Genomic DNA, 12,574 nt, shown 5'->3' with positions numbered 1-12,574 from the left:
TCCGCGTCCGCGCCTGCGCCGCTACCCCCTGAGAGAGTCGCCATGTCCCCACTGGTCAGTCGAACGTCGCGGAGTTCCGCGCCGTGGTTGGCGTTGGTCGCCGCGGTGACGCTCGGCGCGTTGGCGCTGGTGGTGCCGACCCGTGCGGCGCTCGCCGATCCACTGGAGTCCTGCACCCCGACCCAGGGCGCTGTCGTCGCGGTCGACTTCGGCGCGTGGGGCGGGCCGTTGCTGCGGGGCTGCGACGCCACCCCGACCACCGGTCTGGACCTGCTGCACGAGGCGGGCTTCACCACGACCGGCACCGCTCACGACGGGCCCGGGTTCATCTGCCGGATCGGCTCGCCCGACTTCGACGCCGGCGCCGAGCACCCGACGCCGGCCGACGAGGCGTGCCAGCTGACGCCGCCGGCGACGGCCTACTGGTCCTACTGGATCGCCCCGGCCGGGCAGGACCACTGGACCTACAGTCCACTCGGCGCGATGTCGCAGCGACCGGGCCCGGGTGAGGTCGAGGCGTGGGTCTTCGGCGGCACCGACATCGGTGGCACCACCGGCGCACCGAGCTTCACCCCCGCCTCGGTACGCGCGACCGGCCCGACTCCGACTCCGACCGCAACTCCGACCTTAACCCCGACCGGGACGCCCGAGCCGGCGCGGCCGACGGAAGCCCAGGTCAAGGCCGTCGCGAGCTACCTGGTGGGGCAGCTCACCGACGGCGACCACGTCGACAACGGCGGGGTCGACTACTACCGGACCATTGCCGTCGCCACCGCCCTGGCCGGGACCGGCGGTCAGGCTCAGACCCTCACGAAGATCGTCGACTACCTCCGGGCACACGTCGACGCCGCGATCTTCCCGAACGGCGACACCGCCCCACCACACACTGCCAACGTCGCCAACCTCGCGCTCCTCGCCACGATCACCGGCGGCGATCCCCGCACGTTCGGCGACCGGGACCTGATCGCCACGCTCACCGATCGGGTGTGCGCCGCGACCGACTTCGATGCCGGCTGTGCCGCCGCGGGTGACTTCGCCGGATCGAGCGGACCGTTGACCCACGCGACCGCGCTGCTCGCGCTCAAGCGGGCCGGCGTCACGCCGCCCGCCGTGACCGTCACCCGGTTGACCGAGCAGCAGTGCGCGACCGAGGCCTTCGGTGGCCTCTGGCTCAGCCCAGGCGAGTTCTGCGATCCGGACCTCGCCGCCACGACGCTCGCCGTCCTGACGATGCACGCGCTCGGCGGCCAGGATGACCCGCTGGGTTCGGCCAAAGCGTTCCTGACCGGCGCACAGGAGACCGACGGCGGTTACCAGCCGTACACCGGCGCCGGGGTCACCGACACCTACTCCACCGGGTACGCAGCGCAGGCCCTCGCCGTGCTGGGCCTCGCCGACCGGGCCGCCACCGCCACCGGTCTGCTGGTCGGTCGGATCGTCACCGGCGGTGGGCTCAACCCCGACCCGAGCAACCCGGACGCGGACCTGGCCGCCACGGCCGCCGCCGCGCTCGCGCTGGCCGGAAAGAACCTCGCCACCCTGGGTGAGACGAAGCTGCCGCCGGCCGGGCCGCGACCCGATCTGGTCAAGGGGGTGTCCTACCTCGTCGCGCCGACCAATCTGATCGACGGCAGGTACTACGAGTCGTTTCCCGGCTTCCCCGACTTTGGGTTGAGCATCGACGGCGCCTACGCCCTGGCCGCCACCGGCGGGGACGACGCCAAGCTGCGGGCGATCGTCGAGTTCCTGCGCGGTGGCGGCGCGGTCGGCGACAGCGGATTCACAGTGGACACGTGGCTCGGCATCGGCACCGACTACGCCGCCGGCGGCGCGATCGGCAAGGTCGCCCTCCTCGCCCAGGTCACCGGCTACGACCCACGTTTCTTCGGCGGACATGACCTGATCGCCGCGCTGGGCGACGTGACCTGTACCAAGCTCGACGAGCTGGCCGGCTGCGCCGGGGCGGGCAACTACCGGTACGCCACCTCGGTGTTCGGGCAGTCGCTCGGCATCATCGCGCAGCGCCGCGCCGGACAGGGCGACGCGGCCGCCAAGCCGGTCGACTTCCTCAAGGGTTTGCAGCGCGCCGACGGGTCGTTCCCCAGCCTCATCCCTGCGGCGGACGCCGACCGGGACGTCGACAGCACCGCGATGGCCGCGATGGCTCTCGCGCCGTTGACCGACGACCCGGCTGCGGTCAGCGCCGTCGACAAGGCGCTGACCTGGATCGTGTCGACGCAGAAGGAGCACGGTGGGTTCCCCGGCGCGGCCGGCGACTCCACCAACTCCACAGCGCTCGCGATCCAGGGCCTCAGCCTGCGCGGCACCACCTACGCCCGACAGGTCGACAAGGCGTTGTCGTTCCTGGCCGGCCAGCAGAACGACGATGGCGGGTTCACAGTCGCTGCCGGGGGCCAGGCCGGCTCGGACGTGCGCGCGTCCACCCAGGTGGTCGGCGGCGCGACAGGCATCTCGTTCGCCGCCCTGACCCGGGACGTGCACGAGCTGCCGGGCCCGGACCCGTCAGGCACCCCGACGGCGACCCCGACCGCGACGCCGACCCCGACCGCGAGTCAGTCGTCGTCCCCGTCGGGCGCCCCCAGTGTGACGCCGCCGTCGGCCGGCACCGGCGGGCACTCGTCGGGCAACCTGCCCCGCACCGGTTGGTCGATCGTCACGATCACCCTGCTGGCGCTGGTGCTCGTCGTCGCGGGCATCCTGCTGCGGGTCTCCGCGCGCCGTCGCGCGGTTTCCAACACAGGGGGTCTGTCGTGACGGTCCGCAGGTGGTGCCGCTCGATCGCGGCCCTGTCGATCGTCGCCGCGCTGGCGGTGACGCCCGCGCCGGCGCTGGCCGACCCGCTGCCGATCGGGCAGTGCACCACCTCGTCCGGGGTGATCCTCGCTGTCGACTTCAGCGCGTGGGGCGGGCCGCTCCTGCGCTCCTGCGGCACCACCCCGACCACCGGTTACCAACTGCTCAACCAGGGCGGCTGGCGCACCACCGGAACGCAGCACGACGGGCCGGCGTTCATCTGCCGGATCGGTTACGCGGGCCACCAGGGCGGCACCCAGTACCCCACCCCGGCGAACGAGAGGTGTGCGCTCACCCCGCCGGCCAGCGCGTACTGGTCGTACTGGCACGCCGACCCGGGGCAGAACAGCTGGGTCTACAGCCAACTCGGCGCGATGAGCTACAAGCCCAAGCCCGGCAGCGTCGACCTGTGGATCTTCGGGGCGACCGACATCGGGGGCACCGAGGGGCGGCCCCGGTTCAGTCCGGACAGCGTCCGCGCCCGCAACAGCAAACCGACCGGCGCGGCCACCGCCGCTCCGCCCCCCGCCGCGCCCACCCCGGCCCAGCCAGGCGGCGGAATTCCACCGGGCGCCGGTAACCCACCGGGCCCTGGCAACCCGCCGCCGGGCGACCCCGGCGTCGGCAACCCGCCGCCCGGCCTTCCGCCGGCCGGAGCGCCGCCGTCGATCCCGGTCAGTGGCGCGCCCACGCCTCCGGCCACCGTGGCGACATCTCCGGGACCGGTGGTGCCGTCCGGGTCGTCGAGCGCCACCACCGACGGACCACGCGTTCTCGACGCGGAACCCACCGCGACTGCCGCTCGTCAGGACACCGGTTCGGCGCTGCCGACACTGATTACCGTCGGGCTGCTGGCGCTGCTCGCCCTCGTCGGCGGTGTCGTCGGCTGGCGCCGCCGCCGCACCTAACTCGGAAGTAGACCTACTTCCTCCCGATTAGGGCCGCTTCGCGAAGCGAAGCAGCAAGGACTAACCCGATGCGCCCGATCCGTACCGGCCTTCTGCACCGCCTCGCGGTCGCCCGGCTGCCGCGCCCCCTGCACCCGGTGGCCTGGTGGCTGTGGGCGCTCGCGCTGGCCACCGCCGCGAGCCGCACCAGCAACCCGCTCCTGCTGCTGCTCATCTTCGCGGTGCTCGGGTTCGTCGTCACCGCCCGTCGTACGGACGCGCCCTGGGCACGGGCGTTCCGCTACTACCTCTACCTCGCCCTGATCATCATCGCCATCCGGGTGGTGTTCCGGACCGTCTTCGCCTCCGGCGTCACCCCCGACGACCACATCCTGTTCCAGCTCCCGCATCTGCCCACGCCCGAGTGGTACGCGGGAATCCAGATCGGCGGTCCGGTGTCGCTGGAGGCGACCCTGTCCGCCTCCGTCGACGGGCTCCGGCTGGCCTGCCTGTTGTGCTGCATCGGCGCCGCCAACAGCCTCGCCAACCCCAAACGCGCACTGCGGGTCCTCCCCGGCGCGCTGTACGAACTCGGTGTCGCCGTCACTGTCTCGCTGAGCGTCGCACCGCAACTCGTGGAGAGCGTGCAACGGGTCGCCCGTGCCCGCCGACTGCGCGCCGGGCGGGCCAGGGGCCTCGGTGCCCTGCGGGCCATCGTGATGCCGGTCCTGCACGACGCGCTGGACCGGTCACTGCGGCTGGCCGCCGCCATGGACTCCCGCGGCTACGGGCGGGTCGGCACCGCCACCCCGGGCTCGCGGCGGCTCACCGGCGTCCTCATGCTCACCGGCATGGCCGGCCTGTGCGTCGGCGTGTACGGCCTGCTCGACCCGCGCGTACCGCACCCGGTCGGGCTCGGCGGCCTCGGCGGCGGTGTGCTGCTCTGCGTCGCCGGAATGGCGCTCGGTGGGCGTCGGGTCTCCCGCAGCCGCTACCGACCCGACCCGTGGCAGTGGCCGGAGTGGACGGTCGCCGGCTGCGGCGTCGTCACGGCCATCGTCCTCGGTGCCGGCACCGGCTACGACCCCGCCGCGCTCAACCCGAGCCTCTACCCGCTGCACTGGCCCAGCCTGCCCGCCCTACCGGCCGCCGCGATCCTCGTCGCCGCCCTCGCGGCGATCGCCGCACCGACACCGCCGCGCCCGCACCGACCGCAGCCCGCCGCCGCTGTGCGCCGCGGCGCCGCCGACACCGCAGGAGCACCGTCATGATCCGCTTCGAGCGCGTCAGCATCACGTACGACGGCGTGCCCCGCCCCACCCTCCGCGACGTCGACCTCGACATCGACGAGGGGGAGCTGTGCCTGGTCGTCGGCCACACCGGCGCGGGCAAGTCGACACTGCTCGCCGCGATCAACGGCCTCGTCCCGCACTTCAGCGGCGGCACCCTCCAGGGCAGCGTGCGCATCGCCGGCCGGGACACCGCCGACCACCCACCCCGTGAGTTCGCCGACCTGGTCGGCGTGGTCGGGCAGGACCCGGTCGCCGGGTTCGTCACCGACACCGTCGAGGAGGAGCTGGCGTACGGGATGGAACAGCTCGCCCTCGACCCGGCGGTCATGCGAACCCGGGTGGAGGAGACCCTCGACCTGCTCGGCCTCGCCGACCTGCGCCACCGTGGCCTGCATGAACTCTCCGGCGGTCAGCAGCAACGCGTGGCGATCGGCGCGGCGCTGACAGCCCACCCACGGGTCCTCGTTCTCGACGAGCCCACCTCCGCGCTCGACCCGACCGGGGCCGACGACGTCCTCGCCACCATCACCCGGCTGGTCCACGACCTCGGTGTCACAGTCGTGCTGGCCGAGCACCGCCTGGAACGCGTCCTGCCGTACGCCGACCGGCTCATCCACGTCGCCCGCGACGGCACCGTTCACCACGGCGACCCGGCCACCCTCGTCGTCAGCACCACCGTCGCGCCGCCGGTGGTCGAACTCGGGCGCCTGGCCGGCTGGTCACCGCTTCCCCTGTCGGTACGCGACGCCCGCCGACACGCCACCACCCTGCGGGACCGGCTACCCACCACGCCCCCGCAGCCACACCGCCATTCCCACGCCGACGCCCAGACCACGCTCACCGCCGCCGGCGTGATCGTCCGCCACGGACCGGTCGTGGCCGTCCGCGGAGTCGACCTGACCCTGGTACGCGGTGAGATCACCGCGCTGATGGGCCGCAACGGCTCCGGCAAGTCGTCCCTGCTCTGGGCTCTGCAGGGCTCGGGCCGTCGAGACGGCGGCACCATCGCCGTTCCCGACCCGTCACAGGGCGACCTCGACCCGGGCAGGGTCGGTGCCAGCCAGGCCCGCCGACTCGTCGGCCTCGTCCCGCAGACCGCCACCGACCTGCTGTACCTCGACACCGTCGACGCCGAACTCGACCAGGCCGACCGCGACGGCGCCGAGCCGGGCAGCGCGCGACGTCTGCTCGACGGCATCGCCGCCGGCATCGACGGCGACAGCCACCCCCGGGACCTGTCCGCCGGGCAGCAGCTCGCCCTGGTCCTGGCCATCCAACTCTCCGTCACCCCCGGTGTGCTGCTCCTCGACGAGCCCACCCGTGGGCTGGACTACCAGGCCAAGGCCGCGCTGACCCGTACTCTCGACAATCTCGCCGCGCAGGGCCGTGCCGTTGTGGTGGCCACCCACGACGTCGAGTTCGCCACCGCGACCGCCGATCGGGTGGTGGTGATGGCCGACGGTGAGATCGTCGCCGCCGGACCCGTGCCGGCCGTCCTCACCGCGTCGCCGACCTTCGCCCCGCAGGTGGCGAAGATCCTCGCGCCGCTGCCGTACCTGACCGTCGGGCAGGTCGCCGCCGCCCTCGACGATCCGGCGGTGCCCGCGTGACCACACCTAACGTCGCCGTCCGCGTGCCCGCCCGCGCCGTGCTCGCGATCACCATGGCGTCGTTCCTGGGTTTCGTCGCGTTCCTCTGGCCATTCGTCGTCGCGCCGGGCACCTTCGGCTCCACCCAGACCCCTCCGCTGATGTTCGGGGTGCTGCTGCTCCTGGTCCTCGCCGTCATCTTCGCCGAGATCGCCGACGGCAGGATCGACGCCAAGGCACTCGCCATGCTGGGTGTGCTCTCCGCGATCAACGCGGCCCTGCGACCACTCGGGGCCGGCACGGCCGGCATCGAAACGGTCTTCTTCATCCTCGTGCTCGCCGGTCGGGTCTTCGGACCGGGCTTCGGCTTCGCGCTCGGCTGCACCTCGCTGTTCGCCTCCGCCCTGCTCACCGGGGGAGTGGGACCGTGGATGCCGTACCAGATGTTCGGCTGCGCCTGGATCGGCATGTTCGCCGGCCTGCTGCCCAAGGTCCGGGGACGGGCCGAGATCATCCTGCTCGCCACCTACGCCGCAGTCAGCGGATACTTCTTCGGCTTCATGCTCAACCTGTCCTTCTGGCCGTTCTCACTCGACCCGACCAGCTCGATCGCCTACCAGCCCGGGCTGCCCGCCCTCGAACAACTCCACCGGTACCTGACCTTCTTCACCGTCACCTCGCTGGGCTGGGACACCGGGCGGGCGGTCACCACGGCGATCCTCGTCACCCTCGCGGGGCCGGCGGTGCTCGGCGCATTCCGGCGCGCGGCCCGGCGTGCACGTTTCCGGGCCGCCCCGACGTTCACGACCCCTGCTGTTGATGCGTCCGCCGGGGCACTCGCGCGCACTGAGCATGGCGACCAATCGTGCCGTGGAAGTGGCCCAACAACCCAACCCGAAACGCCCACCCATCCGCTGATCCCCTGACGGGCCGAGCCGACCTCGACCCTGGCCTACAACAGGTTCGTTAGTGAGTGACGAACCCAGCTATGCCAAGCACCTCCGCAGCCTAGGACTTAAGCCCGCGCTGGCTTCCGACTTCCGCGCCACCTGCCAGCATGTCCGTCAACACCCCCGCGACCGGCGGCCCGTCCTCCCTTGGCCGGGCGTGGCGGGAAACTGGTGTCATGAGCTACCCCCGTTTTCATGGAGCTTCGTAATCATGGTCTGATGGCCATGGGGAGGAAGTTTCTGTGGCGGCACCGAAGAAGTACCCCGATGAGCTGCGTCAGCGCGCTGTGCGTTTGTACCGCGAGTCGGACCCGAAGCCCGTGATCCGGCGCCTGGCCGAGCAGCTCGGCGTGCATCATGAGGCGTTGCGGAACTGGATCCGGCAGGCCGAGGCCGACGCGGGTGAGCGGGAGGATCGGCCCAGCAGCGACATGCTGGCCGAGAACCGCCGGCTGCTGAAGGAGAACGCGGAGCTACGCCGGGCGAATGAGATCTTGAAGGCCGCGAGCGCGTATTTCGCGGCGGAGCTCGACCCGACCCGGCGACGGTCATGACGTTCATCCATGAACATCGTGACCAGTTCGCGGTCGCGCTCCTACTACGGGTCCTCAACATCGGCGCGTCGACCTACTACGCGTGGGTCAAGCAGGCCGAACAGCCCTGCGACCGCGACATGGTCGACCTGGGCCTGCTCTCCAACATCCACGAGATCTGGACTACTTCCGGGCACACCTACGGCGCGGACCGGGTGCACCGGCAGTTACGCCGCGACGGCATCCACGTCGGCCGCAAGCGGGTGGAGCGGCTGATGGCCGCCCAGGGTTGGCAGGGAGCGTTCCTGCGTCGAGGCTGGCGCGGCGGCTCCACCCGTCAGGACCCACGGCACACGCCGGCACCGGATCTGGTCAACCGGCAGTTCACCGCGACCGGACCGAACCGGCTGTGGTCGCCGACGCCACCCGCATCCCCTGCGGTCAGGGCGTGTTCTGGCTGGCCGCGGTCCGCGATGTGTTCTCCCGCCGGATCGTCGGCTGGAAGACCTCCGACCGCTGCGACACCGACCTGATCCTCGCCGCCCTCGAATACGGCATCTGGTCGCGCGACGTCCGCGACGGTCAGCTGATCCACCACAGCGACCGCGGGTCGAACACGTCCTTCCGGTTCGCGCAACGCTTACAGGACAACGGAATCCTGCCCTCGATGGGCTCCGTCGGCGACTCCTACGACAACGCGCTGATGGAGAACTTCTGGTCAACGCTGAAGATCGAACTCGTCTACCGCACAAGCTGGCGGACCCGCGACGAGGCCGAGAACGCGATCTTCGCCTACATCGACGGGTGGTACAACACCCGCCGCATCCAGAAAGAACTGGGCGACCTCAGCCCCGACGAGTATGAGACCGCCTGGCACCACCAACAGACCAACCTGACCGAGCCAGATAGCGTCATCCCTGCACCGACCGGCAGCAGGTAACCACCGCTCCATCAAAGCGGGGGAAGCTCAGCCAGGACCCGGCCCAGTGTGCTGTCGTCGGGAACCCTGCGTGCCCCGGTGAACCGGTCCCGGGCCGCCCCAAGACGGTCCCATACCTGGTCCGGCAGATCCGCGGCCCACTCGGTGATCTCGACGACCCGGCTCTGCCCAGAGACCACCGCCGCGACCGCGACCGCAAGCAGACCCGGCAACGGATGGATCCGGCCCCGCCGGTCCCGAGGATCCGGCACCTGAGCCAGCACCTGCACCAACCCCGGCCCGTCCTGCTCCTCAAAACGCGACACGCCAATCAGACGTGCGGACAACCCGCCGATCAACGATGATGCTTCCACGAGCGCGGTCCTTCACTTGTGATCATCCAGCCTAGACACCTGAATGATCACCCGAAGGCCGCGCTCTTCTACGTACCCACCGGAACCGGCGTGACTACCCCATAACCGACCATCCGGTCAAACCTCGATCTTGCGAATGCCCTGCTGAGACAGCCTCTAGATTCGTTGAAGTTTGAATCGCTGGTTGGCACCGGTGCCGGGTGTCCACTGGGAGATGCGGGCACCGTCGGCGGTCGAAGCCTGCCAAACGTCCATTGCCAGACCGCTTTGCCGGTTGATGAGTCTGGCCACCCCGCCGCCCTGGTCGTCGACCCGCCATTGCTGGCTGGCGGCGTTGGGTGTGTCGGGTTGCTGGGTGATGTCGGCGCCAGTGCTGTTGCTGGCGGCCTGCAGGAACAGGCCGCTGTGCCGCGCCCTGATCCGGAAGTGGCCCCCGTCCGCCGGCAGAAACTCGAACTGCTGGTTCTGTCCGCTGGTGCTCTGCCACTGGATCAGCGACGCGCCGGCGGCGGTGGACGCACCGTTGATGTCGGCGGCCTTGCCGCTGTGCTGGGCAACGAGCCGGTAGTACGCGCCAGCCTCGACCGGCCCCGAGTTGACCCCGGACGCGCGGTAGGTGTGGCCGGCCTGGCCGGTGAACTCGACGAGATCGGCGTCGATCCGCGTCGGCTGGATGGCGCTGCCGCTCGTCTCGTCGCGCAGTTCGAAGGTGCCGGCGAAGATCCGGTTGCGAACGCGGATGGGTCCGGCGCGGTCGGGAGTGACGACGAGCTCGATTCGGCTGCTGCTCCAAGCGGCGCCGACGGTGTATCCGCCGCGGCCGCGGAGCCCGGTGATCTGCCCGGTTGGCCAGGCGGGTGGTAGTGCGGGCAGGAGGTGTAGTTCGTTGTTGTGGCTTTGTAGCAGCATTTCGGTGATGCCGGAGGTGGCGCCGAAGTTGCCGTCGATCTGGAAGGGCGGGTGCAGGTCGAACATGTTCGGTGCGAGCCGGTCGGTGCGTACCAGGTCGCCGAGGAGCTTGTGGGCGCGTGTGGCGTCTTCCAGTCGAGCCCAATAGTTGATCTTCCAGGCGAGTGACCAGCCGGTGCCGTCGTCGCCGCGCAGTTCCAGGGTCTGTCGTGCGGCCTGGTGCAGTTGTGGTGTGCCGCGTTTGGTGATCTGGTTGCTGGGGTGCAGCCCGTACAGGTGGGAGACGTGCCGGTGAGTCCGCTCGGTTTCCACCCAGTCGGCGAGCCATTCCTGGATGTTGCCGCGTGACCCGACCCGCGTCGGCGGCAGCCGGTCCCGGGCAGTCAGTACCTGGACGCGGTAGTTGGCATCCACGTTGAGGACTTCGGCGGCCCGTGCGACGCCATTGAACAGGTCACGCAGGATCTGGTTGTCCATCGTCGGCCCCGCGCACACGCTGGCGTTCGTGTGATGACGCAGCTCGGGCGAGTTCGACGGATTGGTGACGAGGTAGCCGAGCGTCGGGTGGCTGACCAGCGTGTCGAGGAAGAACTGGGCAGCGCCTTTCATGGCCGGGTAGTTGGCGCGCAGGAACTCGACGTCTCCGGTGAACTGGTAGTGGTCCCAAATCATGGTGGCCAGCCAGGCGCCGCCGGTTTGCCACATTCCCCACAGGGCTTCGTCGACCACCGACGACCCGCGCCACGCGTCGGTGTTGTGGTGGGTGACCCAACCCCCTGCGCCGTACTGCACCTGAGCAGTACGGGCGCCGGTCACCGTCAGATCTTTGATCATGTCGAAGACCGGCAGGTAACACTCGGCCAGGTTGGTGGTGTCGGCCGGCCAGTAGTTCATCGGAAGGTTCGCGTTGATGGTGTACTTCGAGTCCCAGGACGGGGCCATCTGGTCATTCCAGATCCCCTGCAGGTTCGCCGGCTGGCTGCCCGGTCGCGAGGAGGAGATCAGCAGGTAGCGACCGTACTGGAACAGCAGCGCGGAAAACTGCGGATCGTTGACGCTCGCGTGCTGCGCGATCCGCACGTCGGTGGTTTGGTCGGCAGCCGTCGTGCGTCCCAGATCGATCGACACCCGGTTGAACAGCGCCTGATAGTCGGCCACATGGCGACTGCGCAACTGGTCGAAGCCGATGGTGCGGGCCGCGTCGAGGTGCCGCCGCGCGATGCCCTGGTAGTCGCCGTTGACGGTCCGGTAGTTGACGTAACTGGAACCAATCGACACCAGCAGGGTGACGCTTGTCGCGCCGGAGACCCGCAGCGTGCCACCAGAGCTGCTGACCGTACCGCCGCTCACGGCGGCATTGGCCAGAGCAAGGAACCGGACCTGGCCGGTGATGCCCTCCATGTTGCCGGAAACACCGTCGAGGCCGATCGTGGCGGCGTCCGGGCTGGACACGGTCGTCCGTTGCGGGCTGCCGAAGGTGGCGGTGAACGTGATCGCGTTTGCCCGGTCAGCGGTCAACCGGATCACGATCACCTGGTCCGGTGCGCTGGCGAAGACCTCACGCTGAAACCGCACCCCGTTGAGCACGTAGCTGGTGGTAGCGGTGGCCGTGGTCAGATCGAGGGTCCGCTGGTACTGCGACGCCCCGCTGGCACTGCCAAAAGCCAGCCGCAGGTCGCCGACCGGCTGGTAGGCCAACTGCCCGACCGGACTGCCCAGCATGGTCTGGTTGATCAGATCCTGCGCCTGCGTCCACTGATCGGCGAAGACCCGCCGTCGAATCTCCGCCAGGTTGGCCGCGCCACGGGTGTTGGCCGAATCATACGGGCCGCCGGCCCACACGGTGTCCTCGTTCAGCTGCAGCCGATCGGTGTCGAGATTCCCGAACACCATCGCGCCCAACCGGCCGTTACCAATCGGCAGAGCCCGTAGCCAATCCGAACTCGCCGGCTCGTCGTACCACAACGCCATGTCGTTGGCTGCCAGCACTTGTGGGGGTGCAGTCGACCCGGCCCGAGCGGCTGCGGTCCAACCCGCCGGCAGCAGCATGACACCAGCCCCGGCCGCCCCGGCTCCGAGCAGTTTCCGTCGTGTCACTTCAGACATCTTGTCTCCTTCGTGCAGCCGAGCGAAGCAGCGGCGACCCCAGCCGCCCGGGTGGTGACGATCGCAGGGCGGAAGAAGCGGAACGTTGACGAGGACGTCGCCTGAGTCCTTCGAGGGTGTCCGGCGGTCCAACACTCATCAGACGTCACATGTTAACAACTGAGATAAAAGGTGGTCAATGCGTAACCACGGGACCGCACG

Annotated in this window: 10 protein-coding genes; 8 read left to right on the top strand and 2 right to left on the bottom strand. The window is 70.2% G+C overall.

The features are described 5' to 3' along the window. Positions 1-42: 42 nt before the first annotated feature. From OG811_RS31580 to OG811_RS31545, 8 genes are all read left to right on the top strand, one after another. Entirely contained in the window at positions 43-2,775 is a 2,733-nt protein-coding gene (locus tag OG811_RS31580) for a prenyltransferase/squalene oxidase repeat-containing protein (RefSeq protein WP_406070968.1), read from the top strand. Further along, positions 2,772-3,722 carry an LPXTG cell wall anchor domain-containing protein gene (locus OG811_RS31575; protein WP_406070966.1) on the top strand — a complete coding sequence of 317 codons (951 nt, stop codon included), beginning with the start codon at positions 2,772-2,774 and terminating at the stop codon, positions 3,720-3,722. The genes OG811_RS31580 and OG811_RS31575 overlap by 4 nt, the downstream gene beginning before the upstream one ends. A 68-nt stretch (positions 3,723-3,790) precedes the next feature. Next, positions 3,791-4,972: a CbiQ family ECF transporter T component gene (locus OG811_RS31570; protein WP_406070964.1), complete on the top strand. Its 1,182-nt coding sequence runs from the start codon at positions 3,791-3,793 to the stop codon at positions 4,970-4,972. Then, the gene (locus tag OG811_RS31565; RefSeq protein WP_406070962.1) at positions 4,969-6,603 is read left to right on the top strand and encodes an ABC transporter ATP-binding protein; all 1,635 of its coding nucleotides are present in this window, start codon (positions 4,969-4,971) and stop codon (positions 6,601-6,603) included. The genes OG811_RS31570 and OG811_RS31565 overlap by 4 nt, the downstream gene beginning before the upstream one ends. Beyond that, a complete protein-coding gene (locus OG811_RS31560; protein WP_406070960.1) occupies positions 6,600-7,508 on the top strand; it encodes an ECF transporter S component in 909 nt (302 codons plus the stop codon). The genes OG811_RS31565 and OG811_RS31560 overlap by 4 nt, the downstream gene beginning before the upstream one ends. Before the next feature lie 266 nt (positions 7,509-7,774). Next, positions 7,775-8,086 carry a transposase gene (locus tag OG811_RS31555; protein WP_406070958.1) on the top strand — a complete coding sequence of 104 codons (312 nt, stop codon included), beginning with the start codon at positions 7,775-7,777 and terminating at the stop codon, positions 8,084-8,086. Further along, entirely contained in the window at positions 8,083-8,598 is a 516-nt protein-coding gene (locus OG811_RS31550; RefSeq protein ID WP_406070956.1) for an IS3 family transposase, read from the top strand. The genes OG811_RS31555 and OG811_RS31550 overlap by 4 nt, the downstream gene beginning before the upstream one ends. Further along, a complete protein-coding gene (locus tag OG811_RS31545; protein WP_406075992.1) occupies positions 8,496-9,005 on the top strand; it encodes an IS3 family transposase in 510 nt (169 codons plus the stop codon). Before OG811_RS31550 ends, OG811_RS31545 begins: the two co-directional genes overlap by 103 nt. An 11-nt stretch (positions 9,006-9,016) precedes the next feature. On the opposite strand, the gene OG811_RS31540 is transcribed toward OG811_RS31545, so the two are convergent. Together OG811_RS31540 and OG811_RS31535 are read right to left on the bottom strand one after the other, a co-directional pair. Continuing rightward, positions 9,017-9,310 carry a transposase family protein gene (locus OG811_RS31540; RefSeq protein ID WP_406070955.1) on the bottom strand — a complete coding sequence of 98 codons (294 nt, stop codon included), beginning with the start codon at positions 9,308-9,310 and terminating at the stop codon, positions 9,017-9,019. Positions 9,311-9,514: 204 nt separating this feature from the next. Beyond that, complete coding sequence (locus OG811_RS31535) at positions 9,515-12,373, bottom strand: glycosyl hydrolase family 95 catalytic domain-containing protein (protein WP_406070954.1); 2,859 nt, start codon at positions 12,371-12,373, stop codon at positions 9,515-9,517. Between the last annotated feature and the right edge of the window lie 201 nt (positions 12,374-12,574).

The sequence above is a fragment of the Micromonospora sp. NBC_01638 genome (genome assembly GCF_045209745.1).
Taxonomy (GTDB): Bacteria; Actinomycetota; Actinomycetes; order Mycobacteriales; family Micromonosporaceae; genus Micromonospora.
The sequence above is the reverse complement of the archived record's forward strand: the minus strand, read 5'-3'. Positions and strand labels throughout refer to the sequence as shown.